The sequence below is a fragment of the Mucilaginibacter sp. P2_D11 genome, assembly GCF_056404435.1.
In genome coordinates this window covers 1-24,191 of the sequence record NZ_JBFUEA010000020.1, presented here as the reverse complement: position 1 = coordinate 24,191, position 24,191 = coordinate 1, and the positions used below count along the sequence as shown (strand labels likewise).

The 24,191-nt window shown below is 44.5% G+C and carries 15 protein-coding genes; 9 read left to right on the top strand and 6 right to left on the bottom strand.

The genetic code is table 11. The features are described 5' to 3' along the window. Nucleotides 1–47: 47 nt before the first annotated feature. The 5 genes from AC1DXC_RS24040 to AC1DXC_RS24020 form a co-directional block, all read right to left on the bottom strand. Nucleotides 48–923: a hypothetical protein gene (locus tag AC1DXC_RS24040; RefSeq protein WP_477461722.1), complete on the bottom strand. Its 876-nt coding sequence runs from the start codon at nucleotides 921–923 to the stop codon at nucleotides 48–50. 14 nt (nucleotides 924–937) lie between these two features. Beyond that, nucleotides 938–4,555, bottom strand: coding sequence for a DUF6443 domain-containing protein (locus AC1DXC_RS24035; RefSeq protein ID WP_477461721.1), 3,618 nt, complete (start codon nucleotides 4,553–4,555; stop codon nucleotides 938–940). A 15-nt stretch (nucleotides 4,556–4,570) separates the two neighbouring features. Then, complete coding sequence (locus AC1DXC_RS24030; RefSeq protein ID WP_477461720.1) at nucleotides 4,571–8,554, bottom strand: hypothetical protein; 3,984 nt, start codon at nucleotides 8,552–8,554, stop codon at nucleotides 4,571–4,573. A gap of 29 nt (nucleotides 8,555–8,583) precedes the next feature. Beyond that, nucleotides 8,584–9,978: a hypothetical protein gene (locus tag AC1DXC_RS24025; protein ID WP_477461719.1), complete on the bottom strand. Its 1,395-nt coding sequence runs from the start codon at nucleotides 9,976–9,978 to the stop codon at nucleotides 8,584–8,586. Nucleotides 9,979–11,188: 1,210 nt separating this feature from the next. After that, nucleotides 11,189–11,611 (bottom strand): helix-turn-helix transcriptional regulator, encoded by a 423-nt coding sequence (locus AC1DXC_RS24020; RefSeq protein WP_477461718.1) that lies wholly within the window; start codon nucleotides 11,609–11,611, stop codon nucleotides 11,189–11,191. A 189-nt stretch (nucleotides 11,612–11,800) separates the two neighbouring features. Here AC1DXC_RS24020 and AC1DXC_RS24015 point away from each other — a divergent pair, with 189 nt between their 5' ends. The 4 genes from AC1DXC_RS24015 to AC1DXC_RS24000 all read left to right on the top strand — a co-directional run bounded on the left by AC1DXC_RS24015 (nucleotide 11,801) and on the right by AC1DXC_RS24000 (nucleotide 16,628). Then, a complete protein-coding gene (locus tag AC1DXC_RS24015) occupies nucleotides 11,801–13,291 on the top strand; it encodes a HEPN domain-containing protein (protein WP_477461717.1) in 1,491 nt (496 codons plus the stop codon). A 414-nt stretch (nucleotides 13,292–13,705) separates the two neighbouring features. Continuing rightward, nucleotides 13,706–13,867 (top strand): hypothetical protein, encoded by a 162-nt coding sequence (locus AC1DXC_RS24010; protein ID WP_477461716.1) that lies wholly within the window; start codon nucleotides 13,706–13,708, stop codon nucleotides 13,865–13,867. 41 nt (nucleotides 13,868–13,908) lie between these two features. After that, on the top strand, nucleotides 13,909–15,456 hold the full coding sequence (locus AC1DXC_RS24005; protein ID WP_477461715.1) for a recombinase family protein: 1,548 nt from the start codon (nucleotides 13,909–13,911) through the stop codon (nucleotides 15,454–15,456). A gap of 428 nt (nucleotides 15,457–15,884) precedes the next feature. Beyond that, the gene (locus AC1DXC_RS24000; protein ID WP_477461714.1) at nucleotides 15,885–16,628 is read left to right on the top strand and encodes an SDR family NAD(P)-dependent oxidoreductase; all 744 of its coding nucleotides are present in this window, start codon (nucleotides 15,885–15,887) and stop codon (nucleotides 16,626–16,628) included. A 45-nt stretch (nucleotides 16,629–16,673) separates the two neighbouring features. Here AC1DXC_RS24000 and AC1DXC_RS23995 read toward each other — a convergent pair whose 3' ends face one another. After that, on the bottom strand, nucleotides 16,674–17,891 hold the full coding sequence (locus AC1DXC_RS23995; RefSeq protein ID WP_477461713.1) for an MFS transporter: 1,218 nt from the start codon (nucleotides 17,889–17,891) through the stop codon (nucleotides 16,674–16,676). Between the two features lie 423 nt (nucleotides 17,892–18,314). On the opposite strand from AC1DXC_RS23995, the gene AC1DXC_RS23990 reads away from it, so the two are divergent. The 5 genes from AC1DXC_RS23990 (at nucleotide 18,315) to AC1DXC_RS23970 (ending at nucleotide 23,759) form a co-directional block, all read left to right on the top strand. Further along, nucleotides 18,315–20,942 carry a sigma-54-dependent Fis family transcriptional regulator gene (locus tag AC1DXC_RS23990; RefSeq protein ID WP_477461712.1) on the top strand — a complete coding sequence of 876 codons (2,628 nt, stop codon included), beginning with the start codon at nucleotides 18,315–18,317 and terminating at the stop codon, nucleotides 20,940–20,942. Nucleotides 20,943–21,118: 176 nt separating this feature from the next. After that, a complete protein-coding gene (locus AC1DXC_RS23985) occupies nucleotides 21,119–21,874 on the top strand; it encodes an SDR family oxidoreductase (protein ID WP_477461711.1) in 756 nt (251 codons plus the stop codon). 243 nt (nucleotides 21,875–22,117) lie between these two features. Beyond that, nucleotides 22,118–22,492, top strand: coding sequence for a hypothetical protein (locus AC1DXC_RS23980; RefSeq protein ID WP_477461710.1), 375 nt, complete (start codon nucleotides 22,118–22,120; stop codon nucleotides 22,490–22,492). A gap of 19 nt (nucleotides 22,493–22,511) precedes the next feature. Beyond that, entirely contained in the window at nucleotides 22,512–22,685 is a 174-nt protein-coding gene (locus tag AC1DXC_RS23975) for a hypothetical protein (protein ID WP_477461709.1), read from the top strand. Between the two features lie 69 nt (nucleotides 22,686–22,754). Continuing rightward, a complete protein-coding gene (locus AC1DXC_RS23970) occupies nucleotides 22,755–23,759 on the top strand; it encodes a hypothetical protein (RefSeq protein WP_477461708.1) in 1,005 nt (334 codons plus the stop codon). Nucleotides 23,760–24,191: the final 432 nt, after the last annotated feature.

Genomic DNA, 24,191 nt, shown 5'->3' with positions numbered 1-24,191 from the left:
CTAGTAACGCAAGCCTGCGCTCTCACGCCAGCCAGAAAGGTTAGTAGTCAATTATATATAAACAAAGATACTTCATCTATACTTTTAATTGTTCCAGTTAGCTCTTTAATTGTTCGGCTCTTTCCAACACTTGAAATTGGACGATATTTGATTTTTTTACATACCCTTCCGGTTAAATCATATATATATTCTGTGATAGTAATTTGGCTCAAGTATTCATTATCATTTTTATACTGTTCATTTTCTGTCCAGTCTATAACTTCTGTCTCCGAAATTATTTTGTTTGAAGAATTGTAGGTATAAACAATTCTATCTGGGGGGTATTTTTGATTCCCTTGGCAGCACGATTTATTAATAAACCTTTTTGCAACAAGCTGTTTTAGTTTGTTGTATCGGTAAACAGCGTCATACACTATATTATTATTATAACTAAATCGCTCTGAACCGATTCGCCTTCGATTAAGATAGCGATAATTGTACGTTAGGATAACTTTTTTATTATTGCTTAAATAATTTATTCTTTTCCCAATTTTTCCTTTTTGATTATAAAATGTTTCACTAATGATTTTACCATTATAATATTCCTTATTGACATTAGGTAATTGAAAGATATAGTTTACATCGGGATCCATTTTCTCCAGCCAAAATTTAGGCAGAGATGGAGCTAAGTACAAGTAGCAGGTTTTTTTTGAAACACTGCCGTTTTCATTATAAAATTCTATTTTTTTTATTTTTTTTAAAAAAGGGTCACGGTACTCCGTTGAAATTAGTGTTGTATCGACAGGTGAATTACCTTTATAAGATATTTTGTATTCGCGTATAATAGAATCTGGCTTGAACACGTCCCTGTTTTTAGGAGAAAAATCCCTCTGAATTGCATCAATCCTAAAAGCGTATCCCAAAAGAAAAATTAAAGTTAACATATACAAACTTATGTTTATCTGTGATCGTAAAAAACTGTGCCCCCATGAGTTGCCACGATTTTATAAGGATTCTTATCAGGCACTGCATTATTTAAAATAAGGGGTTGAACTGCGTTGTACTCGCGTCCGCCCACTCCAAATTTTTGTCCTATATAACTACGCGCGTTGTTATAAAAGGTAGGAGCTAGATTAAGGGGGTCTGTTATGCCTCCATACTGTTGTCTATAATGATCTTCCGGGTTATTGTGATGATTAGGCTTATGTGAATTAGGTGAGCCTTGCAAAACATCAACGCCATCCCATCCTTTAGCGCCATTAGAATAATCCTTTCCTCCCGTTACCGCATTTATAGCTCCGGCCATTGCTTCCTGCATTTTCGTTCCATTTCGTTTTTCATCGCTCGTTTTTTTAAACCCACTATATCTAGATGTATTGTTTGATTTCTCATAAGAAAAATTGCCTGAAGTCGCTTGTGCTTCAGATAAATTATCTCCCATATTATTGGCTACCACGTTTGAAAAAGCAAATGTTTCATCATGGTTGCCTGAAGACTCTGCATAGGCTATCGCTGCCATATCAACAAGTTCTTCTATAGTGAGTTTTAATTCGGTCAATGTTGGGCCACCAATACCACCGCATAAACGCGAATCCTCTTCCAGCACATAGGCTTTATGGTCCTTCTTACCGTCATTGTATAGCCAAGCTCCGTCATGACTAAAGATATCCCCCCACATCCCGTCGGGGTCTATGAACCGGATGGGATTGTTGAACGCATAAGTATAAGGTGAAAGTCGCCTCCCTTTCTCCGCCAACGGGTCAACGCTCGTCCACCTCGCGACTACCGGATCGTAAAACCTTGCGCCATAATCGTACAATTGAAGATTCTCCTGAAGCTCTTTACCATTGTAAAGGTACTCGTTCTTCGGACTGATGAGTGTTCCTCGCGAGATTTCCATTCCGAAAGGCAGGTAGTCGTCTTGTTGGGTCACTCGCAAGCCGTCGAACGTATCAAAGCTTACACGATTATTGCCTAGGTGGTCTTTGATTGTATATTCGTACCTGTATCCGCTTGACGTCGAAAAAGCCCTGCCTTCTTCAGTTTGTATAAACGACAGGCCGCCTCCATCATACTGTATCCCGTCTAAATAGTCCGTAATGGTGGTTCCCACGACTCGCCTTAATTTATTGCCAGTCGCGTCATACACATAAGTTGTATTTTTGCCAGCAAAACTTGTGGGCAAATTCAGGATATTGTAGCTGATACTTGTAATCCCCTTACTGCCATCTTGTTTCATATTTCCATTCCCATCGTAAAAATACGTGCCCGTCCCAGCCTTATAGCCTAAAAGTCCCGCGTCTGGCGATTTGTCCACAACGCCCTGCAACTGATTTGTCTTGTTGGAGTTACTTAGGTAAGAATAACTCAGGCTGTCAATAAGCGCGTTGTTGTACAAGCGCGATAACGAGATAATGTTTCCTTGCTTGTCATAGCTTATCCCCCTTTCGGCAAACCCGTCGCTGCTTACGCCGCTGGTTAGCCTGTTCAACTTATCATATTTATACGCATATGATTTGCTAAAGTTCAAATTTGCTCCCCATAATTGGTTGGCGATATTGCCGTTGTATTGTGGGGAAATGCCCTCGTTATACTGCAGTTTTTCCGAAAACAACGAGGACGTTGCCTGGCTTAGCCAGCCCCGCTCATTGTACAGGTACGTAATTGTCTGCGAAGGTTCTGCTATGCTGCCGGTAAACTGAGCCGTTCCCGTTACGCTAAAGCCGTTGTCAAGCGTAATCCTATTTGACGCAATAATTGTTTTCTGTCCTGAAGTCATGGCGCTGCTGGTCCCAAGCGTCGTATCCGCCACTAACCCATTTCCTGCTCCGTTCAAAATTTTAACGTATAACTGGCCGATGTCATTGTAGCTAAGCCGTGACAACAAGGTCTGCGTGGCGGTGTTTATGGAAGAGTAGCTGTCTTTTTTTCTGCCAGTATGATCGTAAGAATACGTTGAATTTATGGTTAATGCCGGACTTGAGGTATTCGAGGCTGTAAAATGCTGTCTCTGCACGCCCGTTATTTCGTTATTGAAACTATAACTGTTTAAGTAAGAATCATAGTTGTTTACGTTCACTGTTCCTGCAAGGTAATGCTGCTTCATGGCTTTTACCGTCCGGCCAAGATCGTCGTAAAATTGAGCCTGCCAAAGCATGTTGCTGGTGCCTAAAACGTTCGTTTGTGACACTGTTAGCAGCCCGACGGGATTGGAGTTAACATTGAGTGGAATTGCAAAATTGGCTGGCAGTCCCGGTATGTCCACGTAGCCGTCGTAAAAAGAAAGCGTTAAAGTGGTGGTTACAAAAGATGTTGGCCACGCAATGTTGCTATAACCATTACCAGTTGGTGTCCTCGACTCGTACAGGCTGCTTTGACCGTTGATGATATTTTGCAGCGCGACCCTTGTTATCGCGGAGCCGTTGTTGTTCCAGACGCCCGTCAAAGCCACTCTGCCCAAGGCGTCGTACTTGGTAAACAGCCAATTATTTTGGCCGCGCTGAAGGCTGTCCTGCGTCGCGACGACTTGGTCGATTTGATTATAAACCAGATACTCCCAGCCCTTGCCGGGGAGCTTCTTTTGGATTAGCCTGTTCCTGTCGTCATATTGGTACTGGTAGCACAAATTGTCCAGCACGGGCTTTGTGATTGCTGCGGTTGTGTCTGGGCTGGCACCGGGCGGCAGCACGAAACTTAAGTTTCCAAGGTCGTCGTAAACGTAGTATGTGGAGAGTATTTGTACCCCATTAGCGTAGTTATATGCCCGTTTTAATATAGTTTTCCCCTGCAAGTCTTTATATTCTTCAACAGTTCCTGTGCGGCCGCTTTTCCAGTTTTCGTCTTTGCTTACAACTACGCTGATTTGGCTGGTGTCATACAAGGCAGAATTGCTTTGCGCCCTTGTGAGCGTCCTTGAAAAGTCCGGATTTATTGTTACTTTATAAAGTGCAACCGCAGTTCCGCTTGCGGTATCCAAGGATCCGTTGTTAGCACCATAATCAGTTTTAACGGTATGCCCCGGATTTATAGCTCCTGGCTTTCCGGCAAACTGCCAATTGTCGCCAGGCGCGCTTTGGTCTAGCACTCTTGAGAGAGCCGACGGCTCGATTAGGGTTTCAGCGTACGGAAACTTGTTGCGCGCCACGCCGTTGGACAATTGCGGCTGGGTATCGCCCGACGGGTTATAAAAAACGGACTGTTCTGAGTCGGCATTCAAAACAAAATTACCGGCCGATCCCGTTGACGCGAATGGAAGGAGCTTTTTTACCTCCCTGTCGTACTGGTCGTAACTGTAAATCTGTACGATGTCCTTCCCGGCAGGCGATGCCTGCTGCCCAATTGTTTGGCTCGGACGGCCCAGCCCGTCGACGTAGTTGACCGTAACCATTACCGAATCTTTGTTGCCGGTGAGCTGATCGAGCTTGATTGTGGACTGGATCGCTCTTCTAGGAACTCGTGTGCGTATGAAATTCTTATTCCATGTTTGCCCGATAGACGTTGCGGGCAAAAGGAATACTAAAAGAAATAACAGGGAGCCTAAGTATTTAATGCTTGACTTGTTGCATGTCTGAGCCATGGGCTGGATTTTAATTTAAGGTACATAAATGGTTAGCGGAGAAGAGACAAGCTGGCCTCCTGCGGTTAAATTTTGATAGACCTCGAATTTGTAGCTGCGTCCCTGCGCAGGAACCCCGACCGTGGGCGATGTCGTAGCGTTACAGGTGATGGCTGTCTGATAGACCTGATTGTTGCTCAGGTCCGTATATTTCAAATAACATCCGCTACTTGGATCAGCCGTTGTCATACAGCGAATCGTTACTGCGGTATAATACGTATTATCCAAGGATAGGGTCGGAATTGATGCGCCAGACGGTTGATTGCCGTAGTTGTATGTGAAGTTCTTTATGATATTCCTATCCTTGTCCCGCATATTTACAAGTCTCTGCAATCCATCGTATTCGTAATATGAGATTTGCCTTTTAGGGTCGGTTATGCTCGTCACGCCAACCAGCGGCTCATAGGTATAGTAAGTGATTTGAGCGTCGATTGGGATCAAGCTAAGATCGTCGATTTGCAAGCTGGTCGAAAAAGTGGTGCTCCCCGCCGTAACGGTCACTGCCGACCTGATTAGGGCCCAGGTGTTCGTTGCGACGTCCTTTCTCCAATAGCTTAAGGTGTAATTGCCGTTATCCAACCCCGAAATTGTCTTTGCGTACGCGCCCGTATGGCTATACATGCCGGTCTTCGCGTCTGTGCTGTTTCCCGTTCCTTCTTCGAACGTCTCCAAAAACACGTCGTTTGCTGCTGCATTCGACACATTGGCCAGCACGTAGCTTTTAGTGCTGTTCCAGATTACGGACACCTTGCCACCGCCCGGCCTCTGCGCGCTCAAAACGTTACCTTTGCTATCATAGCCCAAATAGTTCAATTTCAGGTACTGCGGCCCAGAACGGACTTTTCCGAATTCCTGCACGGGTGCAATAATCACGGTATCCGGCCATTGCTTATACTTCGTGTATTTGGACTGCATGAACGCGCCGTTAAAATATTCTGCCTGAAGTATAGGCGCGTTTACGATGTGCCGCGACAGCATCTTGGCGTAGATGCTCACCGAGCTCGAGTCTATTGGGTAGCTTATTCTTGTCTCAATAGTGTCCTTCGTGCTCGTTGCAATTTTAGTGGCCGTCAACTGATAGAGTGCCGGTGTTTTTTGATAGTAGTATTTTTCGGTCTGAACGATGGGGTGCCCATTATTGTAGGTGGTAACGACCTTGCTTTTGGGTTTTGTAATGGCTGTGAAGCGCTGGAAATAAGGGACGTTTAGATATACGCCGGGGCATAATAGCGCGCCATAACCTGTAACGACAGGGTTATAATTTCCGGTTCTGGCACCATAGTAATATGTTACACAATTGTCAGTATGGCCGAAAGAATTGCCGTTATATATCGTCGTAATTGACGGCCCGCCGTCGTAAGGCCCGAAGTCGTAATTTGAAGAAATGGCCGTGGCTAAATATTGTAAGCTTATTAAGTCGGTATTGATTTCCTGGACAAATTCCTCCTGATTGCCGGACGAAAGATGTGGGGAAATCGAATAATAGGTATAGTCTTCTTTGTATATAACGGAGCTCGCTTTAAACACTTTTTTCGCTAAAAGCTTGCCATTTTCCCACTCATTGGGCTCGTAAGCCCTTAGCGACATGAGTGGATACGTTGAGCTGTATAAGTATGGCTGATTGAAGCTAAATCTGTAATTCGTCCTGAAATTATTGTTATTGATCGTATCGGTATCGAATTCATCGACGTATTCGTATCCTGCATACGATCCAGATGTGGTTTCTAGTGGCGTTATAGAATTGGCCGAAAAATTTATTGCGGCGATTGTACCCCACATTACGTTACTGTTCCAATATTCCTGTGATGTGCGCTGGAAATAGTTGGGCAAGGACACGATTCGGCCAGAGGTCAGCGTCGGTATCGATGGGGTTGGATTCGTGTAAGTGTAGCTTTTGACTTTCTTCAGCGTGCCATCAGAGTCGGAGTACTTTATTTTTTTTATTCGAAGCCCGCCGACATTTATCATCATCTTCGTGGTGTCGAAGGCGCGATATTTTACATTGAAATAAAGGTTGTATGGCTGTGCTTCGGCGGCCGATCCTATCCCATTTAAATAGGTAAGCCTAACGCCCATTTCGTATTTTCCAGCCGTCAGCGACAGGCCGGTATTAAATGTCCCTACGCGTTGATAAACGCCGTTTGCGTCCGGATTTTGCGCGGTGGTGTTGAAGTTCCTGACCAGTGTCTTGGTTCCGTTAGCTTCGATTTTGTTCAAAAAGAATTCGACATTGTCGGCATTGTACGGCGTATATTGCTCAAGCGTCGAAATCCCGTAATTCGTAGAGCATGTAAATCCGAGATTCGTAGCCATCAAACCATTGTTGCCGACGGTGAACTTCTTCAAGAAAAATACGCTGCTTCCGCTTGTACTGTCGATAGTCGTCTGGTAGCTCCTCCTGCTGTAACTCGACAGGTTTATTCCTTGGCTAACTTCCGGAATATTATCGTCCTGGTACATCTGGAGCAATTCATTCGGTATCGATGCCAATTGGGCGGTGTTGCTCTCGTACTCAAACGAGGTCTTGCCCCCCTCGGGATAGGTGATGCTCGTTAGTGAAAATGCGCTCGAATTTTGCGGTTTTACGCTTCTGTCCCCGCCCGTGAAGTAGCCAGGGGCGACGTTTGGTATAAATGAGGCTGCCGTCGTATTGGCAATCCCGTTATAAAACCCCCAATGGTCCTGCGCAAAAGTATATTTGGATGGGAGGTTTATATCTTCCTTATAGGTGAAGCTGTATCGTTGTATTTTTCCGTCGCTCCCCGTTACTTCTAAAGCATTCAGCTTAAGGCGCGTGAAGCGGTAATTGCTTGGCTCGTAGGAATTGGCCAATGCCGAATTCTGCGATGGGAGCATATCAAAAGCGCTTCCGTAAAAATAGTCGTAAATAAACTTGATTTTTCTGATTAGGTTGCCATTCTTGTCCTTTACTTGTATCTCGCTCAATGCCTTTGTGGGCATGTCGACGCGTGATATGGTAAAAAAATCGACGCTGCCGTCTGGGAAACTGATCGATTTAACCCTCGAATCAAAATTATTTATGGCCGAGAAAGCCATTGCACTTGGAATTTCGTTGGGCGGTATAGACATTCCGCTGCCACCAGCAGCCAGAAGATGGTAGAAGCTGGCTTTGACTCCGGACATTGGATAAGTCCTGTAGCTCAACGTATCATAGCTAAAGCTAATGCTGTCATTGAACCTGTTTTTGATCTTGAGTATTTGCCAGGAATTTTTTACGGTTTTTATATTATCCCTGGTAGCGGTAGTCGCATCTTTCCCGAAGTCGACGGCTGTGCCGTCTGCTGTCTTAAGCGTCCAATAATACAACGGTGTAATTGTGCCATACTGATTTGGCGGGCTATTATATTGCGTGATTGCGATGTCTTCTTTTGGAAATAAGATGAATTTATTCTGACGCTGGCTAAACATGAAGCGGCCGGACTGTCCTAGGACCGAATAATAAAACTCATCTGGTAGAAAATCCGCACCCTGATACTTAGCCACTCTTACGTAATCCATTCTAATATTATGGTCGTTATTAGTAGCAACTGGCAATGAATTGAAATAATCTACGCTGCCGCCATAAACAGTTCCAGCCTTAATAAAATAGTCTTCGTCGGGAGCCCCTCGTACTTTACGGCTTATCGAGCCCCCGTAATCCAAATTCCAGCCCAACCCCACCCAAGTAGCCTCCTGGTCGGCCCGAATGCCACCGGCGTGGTAACTCAGGGTGATAGGCACAGATACGCCGTTGATTGATACTTGATACAATGGGATGCTAATGTTTGGCACCCCGGTGTAATAGGAAACGGGAGTCTCGACACGCCGGTTGAATGCATTCACTTCGGGCGTTTTTACAGGCGACACTGATGGCAACGGACCTTGTCCATGGGAGCGAACTGTGAATGCCAAGCTAAAGGCAATCAGGCATGTAGTATATAAATACTTGGGCAGTTTCATGATTTAGTTTTTTGGGAAGTCCGATTGGGTTACTTTTTCCTTTGCAAGGAGTTCAGTCTTTTTTCTAGCGACTTTAGCTTTTGCCCTTGAGTAAGGACTGTCCGCGTCAATTTCGCATTCTGTTTGTTGCTATCTATCAGATACAGGGTGAGCTCCTCAATTTTCTTCATCAGCAACTTGTTCATTTCCCCCACGTCCATGCCGTTGCTTACCACTTCAGCCGCAGATGGCACGTCCGGCAAATGGTGGTTCATGTCGATGTATGTTTTCACAGACTGCAGCGAAGGGAGATTGTACCCTTTGTCGAACACATAGTCGCTCCAGCCCGTAAGCTCTATGACCACCTTCTTCGCCCGGACGATGCCGGTAGCCGTGAGCTGAAGTGCGACCTTTGTCTTAAGCGTGGCGTCGTTTATCGTTTGAGTCGTGTTGCCGATGTCGCCTATCGCCGCAAAATTGATATTACCGTAAATGTCCCCGTAAATCACGCCACCACCGTTATGGCTTGGGTCCGCGTTGATCGTCCAGTTAGTGCCGTTCCTTGCAGCGTTGAAGCCAAGGTAACTGGTACCTAATAAGCCGGCGCCCGAAGCTGGGCCAAGGGAGGCTTTTTCAAAGCCGTCCTCGACCTGGAAAAGCGATATTGGCGTAGTTGCCGCGATGCCGACGCTGCCGTTCGCATCCAGGAACAGGGGGGCGGAGCCGATGCCGCTATTGAAAAAGTAAAAGTTCTTCCCGCCATTCATTAAATAATCGGTGCCAAACTCCCATTTAGGCTCCAATGCGGTTCCGGCCAAGTTGTACCCTGCAAAGAAAATTGCGGAGCTTGAGGCTTTAGTGGATGCATTATTGTAATTATTGGCAATAGTTATCCTGGCGCGACCTGTAGTAGAAGCACTTACAAAATCAGCTACTGATTCATAACCTGTTAAAGTTGAAATACCGGAACTGGTTACACTGAATTTCGCTGAAGGGGTTACCGTCCCGATGCCGAAACTGCCTTGTTTCACGGTGAAATAAGTGTTTGCAGCGGTACCCCATGACTGTATGTCCGCATAAGGGTCGCGTTCCCACCACGTCTTGGTATCGGTTTGTGGGCTAACGTAGATGTTGTCGACAGAAATCCCGTCGTGCAGCCGTGCTGTGAACCAGTCGCTGCCTGCCGCGTTCCTGACCAGCCATAAGTTGTTTTGGAAATCGTTGCTCGTCAACCCGCTAACGCGCGTCAATAAGGTAGCATTCTTGGCGACGGCCCCCAAGGCTGTCGCCTGATAAACGGTGAATTTTGCCGGGTAAGTCGTTGTTCCAACGCTTACGTTACCGGTAAGATTGAAATAGGCATTCGCGCCCGACGCGGTCCATTGGGCATTTGCAGAATATAACGAGCCAAATATCAGGCACGCCGAAATGAAAATCTTTTTCATACGATGATAAAGGTTGGATTTTAAAAAAATAAAAGAATGTACGGGAGTTATGCTGTCATGGACAGCTATGCGCTTAGCGTTATTTTGAAGGCTTGAAAACTACCGAGCGGAATAATAAAAAGTCTGTTCATAGCATTGCGATAAAAGGTTATTAGGAATTACTCGCTGAATTTATAAACAAAATTTCACTTTTTGAAATTCTTTCTAATAATTTTCTGAGGAAAATTAATGCAAAATAAAAAACACATACTTCTTTTTAGAAAAAGTAAGATACAGGCCGAAAATTCATCGTTCAATTTATTTCAATGAGGCTTTTCAAATCAGGTTGCCCAATAATTTCAAACGCTCTGTTGCTTGTAATTCGTAATACCTGGGAATAAATCGATGGTAAAAGCCGCATTGCGGATCTTTGCCGTTAACACGGTAAACCGGACATCCGCTTGTGTAGATGGAACGATAGCGGCATTTTTTGCAATCGTCTGATTTTGCATCTTCGTGAGGTTCACCGCTGGCAATCATATCAACCACGTCTAATTTTTTATTTAATATAATAACCTGTAAATCATGATTTTAGATAAGGAAGCCATGACGGCACTTGAAACCACCATCTATATAAAGCGCAGGGTCAAAAAAAACAAGAAAAGGTTTGGAATTCCAGTGATTCGGTTGACGTTTTATTTGTGTATAATTAATGCCTAATTTCACTTAATATGAATTCGGCTTATGGTCTTTAGCAAACCAGGAGAACTATAATGTAGTGGTTTAATATGCCTTTCCGTGTAAGAGCACCGCATATCTTGTTTCTTTGAATTATTTGGTTAGTGACCCTATTCGGCGACCTAACATAAACACCATTTATAAATAACTGACTTAGAGAATATAAGAATTTCGCGATTGTTCCCTCCCCCTAAGTTGCATTTCAAACTATTCAAATAACCTCTTAAGAATTTTGCATAATGGGGTTATGCTTTTAAAACGCCACCAAAATGTTCAATAATCTATATTAGAGATGTGACCTTTGGGGCCTTCCAATTTATCTGGGTAATTCAGGCGGCAAAGGAAAAGTAACACATAGAAGGAATAATTGAATATGCCTTCTTGCCGATACATGCTCGCAATCAACCATTCTTAATCCAATTAGATTAAACGAAAACGGCTGTTCATGATTAATGATCCAGCCGTTGTACATGATTACTAATTAGATGGGGTTTTAATCCTTGCGTTGTTTTAGCAATTCAACTTTTTCTCGCTCGCTGGCTAATAACCGCTCGTAAAGTTTTCTGTTTTCTTCAAAAAGGTCAATTACTTTGTCAATAGGGTTGAAATTGAAGGTAGATTGATAAGCGATTGACGTTGAGTTGTCACTACTATGAAACGTAGTATTTATAATATTAATAGCTGCTTCCTCATCGAAATTTTGGATGGATTCGACAGGAACTTTTAAAGCCTTTGCAACTTCGCGCAATAAATCTTCCTCTATTATTTCTTTTCCTTCTACTATCGAGACTCTTTTTTGGCTCCAATCGTCACCCAGCTCAAGTGCAAGGGCTTCTTGTTTTAAGCCGAGCATTTCGCGGAACCTTTTGATATTCCTGCCTTGATGAATATGTGGTTTTTCTGAAGTTGTATTCATGGCTTATGGATGTTTTATAACAAAGGTAACAAATTCAGTGCATCAATACACGCATAATTATATCGTAGAGTAAGGAATAAATTACCCTCGGTTAGAATACGATAGACTGCCATCCGAATTTTCTAGACGCTCACGCTGCCATTCTTTTGTGTTGCCGGTTAATGCAGACTGGTAATAATTCACATGTTTATGTATAGCGGCGATTATGCTCCATGGGACCATTACCCTAAAACCCTGCGCCATTATGAGGTGCAAAACCCCTTCCGTGTTCTTGTTGATTTTTTTAGTGCCGATACACCTAAAGGGCATAGGAAAAAACTAAAGCAATGGCGGAAGTTTGCTATCGGTGACAACTATTATTGCCACGAAAGGTTCGGGCCGGCCAGTTTATTGTTCACTTACAAAATCAATCTGAATTTACTGGAGGCGATGTTCCTGCTGCTGCTGGAGAATGAATCTGCATGGCCGCCGAAAAAGGTAATAGGCGAGCAGTTGGCAAGGGAAAAGGCAGCCTGGAGATGGTACCCTAAAAACCTCTCGGAGGAGGAACTGCTCGAACCATTTAAAGCGGTCAGGAAGATATTCAAAGCGTTTTCCTTGCCACAATACCGTGACCATCTGGATGAATGGCTTGAGGAGGCGCTATCATTGCGTACGACTGCAGAACGGATGGACCCCGCAGAAATAATCGGTATTTACGATAACCTGCGCCGTCTGTATTCAGCTGCCTGGATAATCTTTCAACGGAACGGGATGGAACCGGACTTGAAAGATGAGGAAACCGCTCAGCCAATAAACAATCATGCACCGGGTAAAGAAGCAAAACGCTCCGGAGATAATCAGCTGTTAACCGCTGTGCCGCAATTTAATGGACAGGTTACCTGGGCTGAAGGGCTGGGGTTGGAACAGGTAACCAGCCTGATCGTCAAGGAAATGCCCACGGTAAAGCTTATCGTGCATTTACATACTTGCCGGGAACCGTTCACTTTTTACCTGTTGGTATTGGTCAAATCCAGCGAAGCGTTACAGGAGCATGAGATAGCCAACAAGATAGAGGAGAAATGCAAGCCACTGGCGAATGTATTTATTTTCGCCCACAAGCTGTCCGGCTTGAAGAAAGCCTTGCAGGCAGAAAGGCGTTTCTTTATTGATGCATTGACTGCAGGAAAAGTAGCTTACCAGGCAGCAGATTTTACGATGCCATCGCTGCCGGCATTATCGGCAGGACAAATAAAAGCTAAGGCCCATCTTGATTTCAATAGATGGAACGTGCAGGCGCAGGATTTCCTGCGCGGAGCGAGGTATTACCAGGAACTGAAAAACTACAACCTGGCTGCATTCAACCTGCACCAGGCGGTCGAAAGCATTTTCATCGGTACCATCAAAGCCGTGTTAGGCTATAAAATCAACGTGCATAACCTGTCCAGGATGCTCCGGATATCCTTGATGTTTACGGACGATTTGAAAGATGCCTTGCAGCTGGATACAGGAAACGGCAGCGAACTTTTCGAAGTACTGCGATCGGCTTATACCAATACTCGATATATCAGTAATTACCAGGTCGATGAAAGGACGGTGGTTGCATTAGATGCACTAGCGGTGGATTTATTGCGGGCAGGGCAAAAAGCCTATGACGATTATATGATGCGGCTTGGAACGACTGCTGCAGGAAAATTTTAGGCTGATGGATAAGCACCTGCGGCAAGCAGCTGCATTCCGCCATGCGCTGCCGCTCCGGGCTCCATTCCGCTGTCAGCCTCGGTGCGGGCGCTAATGTTCGTTGCGCTCACAATAGCGGACGTTGAGAAAGTACCCCATCTGAATTACTCACTGCACTGCTGCCACGAAGATAGCATCGCAGCAAGGTCGTCAAGGCTATACAAGCGGGCCGTTTCAATCGCTTTCCAGCGGTGGCCCGGCCTTGACAACCTCGCTGCTTGCTGCTGCCGGTTGTTTACGCATTGCAATGGGTTGGTGTGTGCCGTTTTGGTTTTTCCATTAATTTATTCATTCGTTTAATTGTAGGTCTCAACCCTCTGTGATACCTATAAATGTATGTACGTTGTACCATCATTGTAACCTTAATAGGTTACGATGAACGAAGAGGACGCCGGAAAGAGGAAAATTACGCCTGCGGACGCTGTAAAAATATTGGCGAAAAATGGCGTGGAAATGGATGAAAAAAAAGCCGCAGATGTCTTGGAATTGATGTATTTTTTAGCTAAATTGATTGTAAATCAGAGCTTTAACAATTGATTTTATATAGGGATATATAGCTAACACCATAATTATATAACATGAGAACAGCAGACCTTTATATCAGGGTGAGTACCGATGAGCAGGCAGATAAAGGCTACTCCCAGCGGAACCAACAAGAGGTATTATTAAAATACTGCGAGATCAACCGGATACAGGTGCGTAAAACCATTTTCGAAGACCATTCCGCAAAAACTTTCATACGCCCGGAATGGACGAAACTGCTAGGGCTCTTGCGCCAGCAGAAAAACAGGACAGATTTGGTGCTGTTCACGAAATGGGACCGCTTCAGCCGGAATGCACCGGATGCTTACCAGATGATAGCCACCCTAAAAAAGTTGGGGGTGGAGCCGCAGGCCATCGAGCAGCCGCTCGACATGGAGGTACCGGAAAACAAAATGATGCTGGCCATCTATTTGACCGCACCGGAAATCGAGAACGACCGGCGGGCGCTGAACGTGTTTTACGGGATGCGCAGGGCACGCAAGGAAGGGCGCTATATGGCCACTGCGCCGTTGGGATATAAAAACAGGACACTGGATGGCGGCAGGAAGACCATCGTACCCTACGAGCCGGCAGCATCCGCCCTGCAATGGGCCTTTAGCGAATTGAGCCTGGGGCAGAATACCGTAATAGAGATATACAGGCAGGCAAAAGCTAAAGGCTTGCCGTGCAGCAAGAACAACTTCTGGCATGCTTTACGCAACCCGGTATATATCGGCAAAATCGTTATCCCCAAATTGAAAGAGGAAGAAAGCTATATGGTTGACGGCTTGCATGAGCCCCTAATCAAACCGGATGTATTCTACGAGGTACAGGATGTACTGGAAGGGCGCAAAAGGAAATTAGCTACAAAGGTCGTAACGCAGGATATGTTAGCTTTAAAGGGCTTTATATGCTGCCCCAGGTGCGGGAAGGTATTGACAGGAAGCGCCTCAAAAGGAAGGAATGCACACTACCATTACTACCATTGCAATTCGGCTTGTGGCTACAGGACACGTGCAGAGGAAGCGAATATTATCTTTGAAAACCACCTGAACGATTATGCACTGAATGAGGATGCAGCTGTCTTGTTTAAAGCGGTTATACTGGACGTTTATAAAAGTGAGCATCAATCTACATTCAGCAGCAAAAAGGAGTTTATAGCCCGTATAACAGCGTTAAACAACAAGGTAACAAAGGCGAGGGAGCTGCTTTTGAATGATGCAATAGATGCTGCTGATTTCAAAGCAGTAAAAATGGAAGTTGAGCGGGAGATTGCAGTGCTGGAAAGCAAGGTAAGCGATTTGGGAAGCGGTAACATGAGCTTGAGTGAGGTCGAGAAAACCCTTGATTCAGCATTGCTGAAGCTTACTTCAATTCGTACAATTTACAATAAGTCAGACCGTTATGCAAAAAGGAAATTAATTGGTTCGATATACCCCGAAAAATTCACATTTGAGGATTTGAAAGTTCGAACCAGAAAAATCGGGGAAGTATTTCAGTTTATCTACCTGATAAACAGTGAGTTAAAAAGGCAAAAAAAAGGGACAAACGATGTTTTTTTTCGTTTGTCCCAAGAGGTGAACCCTATTAGATTCGAATCATAGGTCAAATTGAAGCGAACAATCTCAAGTCACTTATAAAATGGTTCGATAATAGTCCTGTTGGGGCTACCTGAAAAGTAAAGAGCCTTGAATCGAAAGATTTGAGGCTTTTTTATGCATTTATTTTTAATGGAGCAGTTCGTTGCTCGTCGGGCTCATATCCGCCAGAAGGCGGACATAGGTTCGAGTCCTGTTCCCGCTACCTAATCGGACAAGGTTGAAAATCACGTTTTGTCCATTTTTTTTTGCGGTTAACGGGCTGTATACCATACTGAACAAACCCGTCAATACATCTAACAAAAGCTTTGCAAAGCTAGACGAATATTCACTTCAACAGGTTATATTGCATACGGATTTGTCTTAATCGCCAAGTGCCAGGCTCCGGGGCGTTACCTTCAATCCTCCTTATGCCGTAAATAAAAATCAGATTTATGGAATGGAAAAATTCGGTTACCGTTATTACCGGTGCCACCTCTGGAATTGGTCGGGCCACCCTGCAACTCTTAAGAAATGAGGGCAGCCTGGTGTACAATCTTGACAACGCGCCACCAGAGCAACCTGACCCTTATTTTATTGATTGTGATGTAAGCAACCGGTTAGGCGTGGAGCAAGCCATCAAAAGGATTTACGATAAAGAAAAAAGAATCGACTTTCTGTTTTCAAATGCCGGGCGGCATCTTTTCGCGGGTATAGAAGACACCAGTTATGAGCAACTGGAAACATTGGTAGGTATTAATTTGATGGGTACTTTCTACCTGTTAAAAACAGTGCTCCCGCTTATGAGGCAACAGCAAAAAGGCAGTATTGTGCTGATGGGTTCCGATCAGTGTTTCGTTGGCAAAGCCAGCAGCTCTGTATATGGAATGACGAAGGGAGCCATAGGCCAACTCACCAAAAGCACAGCCATCGACTATGCTCCATTTAATATAAGAGTAAACTGTATTTGCCCGGGAACAATTCAGACACCATTACTTGATAATGCGGTGAAACAGTTTGTTAATCAGTCAGGGCAAGAAGCATCTGACGTATATGCTGCGCTGGATAGCGCTCAACCCCTTGGGCGTGTAGGTAGGCCGGAAGAAATTGCCAACACTGTTCGTTTCCTTTTCTCGGATGACAGCTCTTTTATCACCGGGGCATTGATTGCTGCAGATGGCGGGTACACTTGCCAATAAATAGAGGAGCATCCTGCAGGGTTTGATACAAAACTACGGGTTCAACTAAGTATTAGATGGAGCGAAGCGCCGCACCATAACGGCGCTTAAAATAGCAACCGCACATAAAATTAGCATCAAATCAAACCCGCTCTTAAAGCTTCCGCTCACTTTTCTAAGGGTTCCGAGCACTAACATGCCCGCGCTCCCGGCCAATTCGTCAACCATTATTACAATGCCTAAAACCGAGCCGTAGCTTTTGCCGCGGTAAATACTTGCAACCCATACCTGTATAAGGGTGAATGCCCCGCCAAAACCAAACCCGGCAATCAGGGCAAATGCGGTTAACACTAAGGGATTGGTGCTTAAGGTTTGCATGATAAAAAAGTCGCCGGCCATTACCGCAATGGCGGCTGCGATAATATACTCCTTAGTAATTTTATCGCTTAGGTAGCCAAAGAATAACTTGCCAACTATCGCCGTCAAGGAAAAATAGCCCAACAGCTTGGCCGAAAAAGCGGGAGTTTTCCCAAGATCCTTTATAACAAACCCGTGATTTTGATGGTAGCCCTTTATACAAAACCACAATATGGCGGTAACTAAAAGCACCATGTAAAATGTACGTGAGCGTAAAGCATCACTAAGGGAACGGTCGGGCCCGGCGGGTTTTGCATCGGGCCTTTGCGGAAAATATGCTCCATCCGGAACGCTTCCTATTACAGCCGGTTCGGGTTTGATCAATAATAGCGCCGGCAGAAGAAAGATGGCTGACACGATACCCAAATACGTACAGGATCTTTGCCAGTCGGCCCCTGCCATTACTGCAATGCGCGGAAAGATCATACCTCCAAGACTGGAACCAAGTATCATAATGCCGGTTGCCAGTCCTTTATAATGGTCGAACCATTTATTGATCAGGTACATGAAAGACATAATGCCCGCAAGCGCCATACAAACTCCATACAGTACGTAAAACACGCACAAAGCGGTATAACTGGTAACATATGCCAGCGAGAATATCAAAACTATGGCCCCGAAAGCGCCAATAGCAATAACATTACGCGGGTTGTACCGGTCGAGAATGCGGCCAATGAAAGGAGATGCAGTAGCTATTGTTAAAAACAACAGCGTAGGGAGGAACGCTGCGCTTTGCGCATCCAGCCCGAAGGACTTAATCTGCAAGGGCCGCATCACCGTTAAGGCATAAGCGCCTACGCCGTTCGTGGTGGCATACATTAGGGTTAAAGCCGCCAGCATAAACCAGCCGTAGTAGATATTTTTCATGAAGCCAAATAAATCTTTGATTTTGAGCGGAATATACAATAAAGCTGATAAACACAAAGATGATATTTTGTCGATATTCTCGCGGGTAATTGCCTCGAAGAATTGCAATATCAAACCGCTTTTATGAGTGAAATTTATTCTTGATTAACAGGGAAATAAAAGGTAAAAGAAAGCAAGCGACCGATTTCTTATGCTTGCCCATTCTGGCTCCCCACAGGGGCATTTTTCGAACCAATTCATTGAAAAATTACTACAAATGAATTACTATTATTTCTACTATATCATTCTTTTATAGTCAGTTGTTAACTTGACACTTAAAACCGGGATTGCCAATAAATGCCATTTACTTTTTGACCAGCCCTGGCCCTACTCACCTTTATTTTCCCTAAATTGCCAGCTCAACAAGCTATCTTATAACACTTCATGAAAAGGGTAAAAGATATGGATCCGGGGCTTTCAGTTCCCTCCCTCGCTGTACTTGAACAGGAAAGAAGAATCTTATCGGACCTGGGCAACGATATTACCGGGGTACGGGATAAAAATGACCTGATTATCCTTTTTTCAAATCGGATCAGAAGCCTGTTTTATTTTACGCATACGATCGTGACCCTCATCGATGCCAGGGATGAAACCTATACCCCCTTCCTACTCGATCATAAATCCTCTCCCATCCGGTCACACGCGATATACCCGGAATTGATAAAGGCGCATTTTTCACTGAACGAGCCATTCATTCAAGCCGCATTGCGTGCAGAGGAACCCATCTCTTTTTTGCTGGAAGATATTATGGACCAGCCGCAAAGCCCTTCCTTTTTACGGGCCAATTATGAAGCCGGCGTAAAGGAAATACTAATGACCAGGCTTATGAAAGAAGGGAGGCCAATGGGTTTTATTCATATTTATTCCGATAAACCTAATAGTTTCAGCATTGAATTCCGAAACGTTATTAAAGGTATTGCACCACAGTTATCGGGTGCTGTATCCAACATCATCAAAAATGAAGAGATAATTAAAAAGGAAAAGGAGAAATCCTTCCTCCTCGATTTCAGTAATGACATCGCAACCGTAAGAACGAAAGAAGAACTGGCCCTGGCCGTTCGCGCCGTGTTAAAAAAAATAAATCCACCGGGTGGTTTTGTCATTCGCAGGGTAAATGAAGATAATACCACCATGAGCCCCTATGCTTATGATCTTACTAAAACGCATGATCCGAAGGTGATAAATGCGCTGGAGCAAGCCAGGTATCCTATTAATGACGGATTGCAGGACCGTGTACTAAATAGCGCTATCCCTTTATTGTTCAACGTAGACAGGGAAATAGAGCGCGGCATCGCCTCGTCTTATTTACAGTATTGGAAGGCGATGGGATTCAAAGAAATTGTGGGCATACGTTTGCGGAACGGGGAAACGAATCATGGAATTTTGTTCCTGGACATTCAAGAGATCAATGTTCAGTTATTGCAGGGCATTTGTTCGCAAATATCCATCGCCCTCGCCAATATTATGGCCAATGAGCAAATCAATAAAAAGCAGGAAGAGCAGGCTTTTTTGCTCGATTTCAGTAGCGACGTTGCACAGGTAAAAACCCAATTGGACCTACAGGCAGCTATTTTTAGGGTACTGGACAAAACCATGCATACACAATTGTCAATGATCCGGGTAATAGACGAGGATGACTATAACTTGTCGGCGTTTATGTATGATGAAACGTTATTTGAAACAGCAAAAACACATTTCGCAGAATTACTTGCCAACCGCGTCACTATTGAAGATGCTTATACAGCAGAAGTACTTGCCAGTGAAGACGGGATAGTATTTAACATAGAGGAAGAGCTAAAAACCGGCAACACATACGCAAGATTATGGAAAACTACCGGCTTAAAAAATATGTACGGCTTACCATTGCGGGTTGGCAACAAAAATATCGGCACCATTTGGCTACTGGCAGACCGGCTGAGCAAGCTGATGCTAAAAGGCATTTGTGCACAGATATCCATTGCCATTGCTAATATACAAGCCAACGAAAAACTGCTGGCCTATAAAAAGCAGCTCGAGGTAGAGAATGACTATCTGAAAGAACAGATCAAAACCATCTATAATTTTTCGGAAATTATTGGCAACGGTGAGCAGATGCAGGAGGTGTACCGGCTCATGTCACTGGTGGCGGGGGCTAACACCACGGTTTTGATATTGGGCGAAACAGGTACGGGAAAAGAATTGATTGCAAGGGCCATCCATAACGCATCGCCGCGTAATGAAAAATTGATGGTGAAGGTGAACTGCGCAGCCTTACCTGCCAATTTAATAGAAAGTGAATTATTCGGTCATGAGCGGGGCTCATTTACCGGTGCCATAGACCGCCGCATAGGTAAATTTGAACTGGCCAATAATAGTACCCTGTTTCTGGATGAAGTGGGCGAATTGCCGCCCGAGGCGCAGGCAAAATTGCTGCGCGTGATCCAGGAACGCGAACTGGAACGTTTGGGGGGCAAACAAACCATTAAAGTTGATGTGCGTTTGATTGCTGCTACCAACCGTAACCTGGAAGAAGAAGTAAAGGCGGGCCGTTTTCGCGCAGATTTGTACTTCCGGTTAAACGTATTTCCTATCAATCTGCCTCCGTTACGTGAGCGGCTGGAAGATATTGAACCACTTACACATTTTTTTGTAAAGAAGTATAGCCGGAATACAGGCCGTAAGATCAGGAAGATCGCACCAAAAGTGATACAGCAATTGCGTAGCTATACCTGGCCGGGCAATGTGCGGGAGTTGGAGCATTTGGTAGAGCGCAGCATATTACTTACCACCGATGATATTTTGCATGATGTGTATATCCCGCAAAATACCGTTACAGATAAACAGGAGTTACCCCATCTTTTAAACCATTCCCTTGAAGAGGTTGAACGCAATTATATTATTGAAATACTGAGGCGTTGTTCGGGCAAAATTTCAGGCCCCGGCAGCGCCGCCGAAATATTGAAGATCCCCGGCAATACATTGCACTCCAAATTGAAGAAATTAGCCATCACCAAAAAGGATTATTTTAGCTAATCTATGCCTGCGATACTCCGTATTGTTCCCTTTATAAGGTGAAAGAAGTAGTGCTTTCACTAAATACAGTGAAAAAACGACTCTCTCAATTTTCATATTTATTTGATTATCAATTATTTAATTGATTGGCATCGCATTTGAATTAATAGCGCCGAAAACAATAAAAAAAATAAATTATGAAAATCGTAGTTATTGGAGGCTCCGGCCTCATTGGAACCAAAGTAGTTGCCCATCTTCGTCAGGCAGGGCACCAGGTGATTGCCGCCTCTCCGGCCACAGGCATCAACACCATTACCGGAGAAGGCTTAGCGGAAGCTATGAACGATACCGATGTTGTTGTTGACCTTGCCAACTCACCCTCCTGGGAAGACCAGGCTGTCATGGATTTTTTCCAGACATCCGGCCGCAACTTGCTGGCGGCAGAAATCAACGCGGGCGTAAAACATCACCTGGCTCTGTCGATTGTCGGCGTCGACATTATGCAAAACATCGGTTACATGCGGGCCAAAAAAGCCCAGGAAGATGTTATCAAGCAGTCGGGGGTACCTTATACAATCATCCGTAGCACCCAATTCCTTGAATTTCTGAAAGGCATCGCCGACCAGGCCACCGACGGGAACGAAGTACATCTTTCAGACGTGCGGTTCCAGCCAATCGCTGCAGACGATGTAGCGGCCTTCGTTGCAAAATATGCCCTGGCGACGCCCCTCAATGGCAAGGTAGAGATAGCTGGTCCGGAACGTTTTGCCATGTATGAAGTGGTGGCCCAATATCTGCGGCATGCAAATGATCCGCGGAAGGTAGTACCTAACGGTAAGCCATCATACTACGGCGGAGAAATTAGTCATAAAGCGTTAGTGCCTGCCGGACAGGCAGAACTGGGGGCCATCAACTTTGAAAAATGGTGGAGTAACCAATTACAAAAAGTCTGAGATAAATTGGTCTGCTGGCTGTTAAACGAAGATGACAGGTGCCAGTTTGCCGAGGCGGTTGTAATGGGAATGCACTTTCTACCTGTTCGTGCATTAGGGTATCCTTACGCCGGCACATGATCCTAATGAAAGCCGGTCAACAACACGGCAAGTTACCAGGCGGCAGACCAACCCTTCAGCCTATTTATAAAACTGGAAAGACAACAATCGGTCTAATTACACACCCCCTTCAAAAAGTTAAAAATGAACAGTGAACAATTAATTGAATTAACCAAAGAGCTCATCTATAATGCAACACATTTTAACGTGCCTTATGTGGAGCAAATTTATTCAGATAAGCTGCTGATTGTTAAAGTAGACGAAAATGGCGCGGTAGATACCATGAACAAGGAACAGCTGATGAGCTTCGTCCGGGGGAATAAAGAGGCAAACATGGAGCCCCTTTCTACTAAAACTGAGTATCACTACGCTGTATCCGACGAAAATATGGGGATGGTGGTGATTACCCGTGAATTGGTATTTGATGGAAAATTGAATAGAAAATTCTTTACAGTGATCTGGGAATATTTATCGGATAGATGGCAGGTTGTCAAAGAATCTTCAGTGGTACGAGTATGAATTATTAAAATCAAACGAAATGAAAGATTTTTTATTTGGGTCTTACGCAGATCCTAAAACTAACCAGAACGGGCAAACTGATGAGGAAATCCTAAAAAATTTCGAACCGAATGAGGAAAGCTTAAGCGAAGGCGGAGAGTATATGGACGATGCCTTAAGAAGGGTAGAGCAGCCCTTTGATCGAAATATTTAAAAGGATTTAGAGCCAACTTATATTTGGCCCCGCGCAAATCATCTATCGTTAACCTCAAAGAAAATAGCCATGATAACCTACAATATGGAAATCAAGAATCCGGGTCCGATATTAACGGACTTGTTAAGCGCAGTTCAGAGCTTTAATGCTGCAGACCATGTGTATGTAACTAGCATAACATCGGCAGAACAACTAACTCCGGCATCATCCGGTTCATCGTTAAGCGCATTTGATATCAAGGAATCGCCGCTACCCGATATTTTAAATATACTGGGAATACGCAGCCTCACTTTAAACTCCGTTCAGCATCTGGAGACGCTTTCCCGGCTCAATGCCGCGGCACCCGCAACGGAAAGGCTTGTGCGGGAATTTTTTAAGGATGGTGAAATGATCAAAGCCCTTCAATCGATCTTCAGCAATTGCCGCACCATTGCTTTTGATGATTGGGCAACAATAAGCGGGGCCTCTGTTTTGTGGGACGGGCTGCTGAGAGATGTCATCAGGCCACTTGGTAAAATCGATCTGGAATTTATTTTCTACCTGGGCGACCCTACCAAAAAGCTTTCTTTTGAGGTAGATGAAGCCCTTGATATTATCAGTGCCTTTTCATTGCATGGAAAAGTGACGTTTGCATTGGACGAAAATGAAGCTATCCGGTTATGGATGATATTAAATGGTGTACAACCGGGTACAGAAATTGTTGAGCAGTCTGCCGCCGATCTGAAAAAGAAGTACATCTCTATTTTCAGAACGATGAATATTTCCCGGCTCCTGATTTATTCGACGAACAACGCGATATTATATGCTAATGACCAACAATTTGTTCTTTCCCGAAAGAAGGTGGATCATAGTATAGAAATCGCCTCAGATGCCCGGCAAAACTTTGTCGCCGGCTACAGTATTGGTGTGCTGCTGCAACTCGATATCGGACATTGTATCGCGCTCGGCCTCATTGTGTTCGGCGCCCATGGCGAATTAAAATCGTCGCCGAAACGAAAGGATCTGTATGCTTATATCCGAAACTGGATTCAAGACCTCGAAAAATCAGCAGAAATACAACTTTATCAGGACTGAATTGAGTTATTTCAGAGCAACTTCAAAAGGTGTAAGGGATACTGGTTTCTTCCTTTTCTGGCTTGCTAAAATATATGCGCAAATATACCATCCCCCAACTTTTCGGACTGATCAGTTGTTATCACCACCATCAATCGTAAAAACCTATGGCACAAAAAAAAGCCCCCGCAGACATGGAGGGCACTGAAAAAGCACCTTCTTTCATAAAGGCAATAATTAGAAGCGATCAAGTAAGGCATGATTTTACTTGGTCGCTTTTTTTATTTCTGCATTCGCGATGGTTAGCTGTTTATCAGCGGGTGTTCAAAAAGGGCTGAATGGAAGAATTTGAGTCTTTTTTTCTCTGAGTTTACAGAGTTAGGCGATTAGTTTGATGATTCTTTTAAGATTAACTGTGAAGATCGCCAACGCTCCCTGCATCTCCCTGCATCT